Source organism: Candidatus Nitrosarchaeum limnium BG20, assembly GCF_000241145.1.
GTDB lineage: Archaea > Thermoproteota > Nitrososphaeria > Nitrososphaerales > Nitrosopumilaceae > Nitrosarchaeum > Nitrosarchaeum limnae.
This window is the reverse complement of record NZ_AHJG01000335.1, coordinates 1-1,288: the sequence shown is the minus strand read 5'-3', so window position 1 is coordinate 1,288 and position 1,288 is coordinate 1. Positions and strand designations below refer to the sequence as shown.

Annotated in this window: 1 protein-coding gene and 1 pseudogene; one reads left to right on the top strand and one right to left on the bottom strand. The window is 29.3% G+C overall.

Features of this window, described 5'->3' with window-relative positions:
* Positions 1-261 precede the first annotated feature (261 nt).
* Complete coding sequence (locus BG20_RS11470; protein WP_010194978.1) at positions 262-612, bottom strand: response regulator; 351 nt, start codon at positions 610-612, stop codon at positions 262-264.
* A 465-nt stretch (positions 613-1,077) separates the two neighbouring features.
* Here BG20_RS11470 and BG20_RS11460 point away from each other — a divergent pair.
* Positions 1,078-1,288, top strand: a pseudogene (locus BG20_RS11460) (Snf7 family protein); the annotation flags it as partial.

Here is a 1,288-nt window from a genome sequence, read left to right as displayed (position 1 = left end):
GGGGTATTTGCGCAGCCCATCAGATACCCAACTGTACCAAAAAATAAAGCAAGATTGAGAATTTCAGTCACTGCGTGGTTATCAAAAAACAACATTAATGAAACATTGAATGTTTTTGAACGTGCAGCTAAAAAATTTAAAATGTGAATTCAAATAAATCAGCAAATAAGAGATTTGTTCTAAATTATGAAAGTCGTGTGAAATGTAGAAACAAAAAGTATGAAAATTATATAGTGTAATTGACATGTAACGACTAAACATCTAGTCATTAATCATTTGCACTAAAACATTAACATCAAAAGGTTTGTAAATAATTAATTCGTGTTTAATGTCTCTAAGTTTTTGTATTGTTTCATCACTTTGATCAGCTGTCACAGCAATTATTTTGGCATCAGAATTAATATTTTTGATATTCATAATTCCATAAAACCCATCAAAATCAGGCATCATTATATCCATCAATACAACGTCAGGGGCGTATTTGGAAAACTTTTCAACAGCATCTGAACCGTTTACTGCGGTTGCAACGACAGATACTCCTTTGAATTGTAGAATGTCAGTCATAGCATTACGGTTATCTTCATCATCATCAACTACAACTACTTTTTTCAACAACAAAAAGATATTTTCTCAAGTAATAAAGTATGGCTTATTTTTAATAATGATTACTTAAAAATCAAAAATTAGTGATTATCTCAACATATCAAATCCGCCAATAGCAGGAGATCCGATTATGACAGCAATAGTTACAATAATTCCTAAAACAATACCTACTAAAATAAAGCGTTTGTTCATACCAAAAATTATTTTTGCCTAGATAAAAATGGAATGGATGACAATTAAGCAAATACCGAAAATAATGTGTATCAAATATATAATAAAAAAAGAATACCTATTTCTTATTTTAGATTATTTAAAAAATAATATTCTTTCTAAGTTTATACAAAAACCATGCTTCATCCTTTCTAACACTAGAAAATTGATGTCACCAAACCCCCTTGTTACCGCGGTTACACATAGACTAGGGACAAATTCATTTAAAACAAAATTACATATCATTAATGAGGAAATAAAGATTTGATAAGTAATTCATGGAATAAAGCAGCGGGAGAAAGTATTTCTCAACGAGTAATGGGGAAAGTAAAACCAGATATTCCATTAAAAACAAAAATCGAAGAAGCACAAAGAAAATTACAATTTCAAATTACTAAATTAGAAGGAATTACAGAAAAATTGCAGAAAAAACATGACGGGATTTTTGAAAAAGTCGTTAATGCTCAAAAATCCC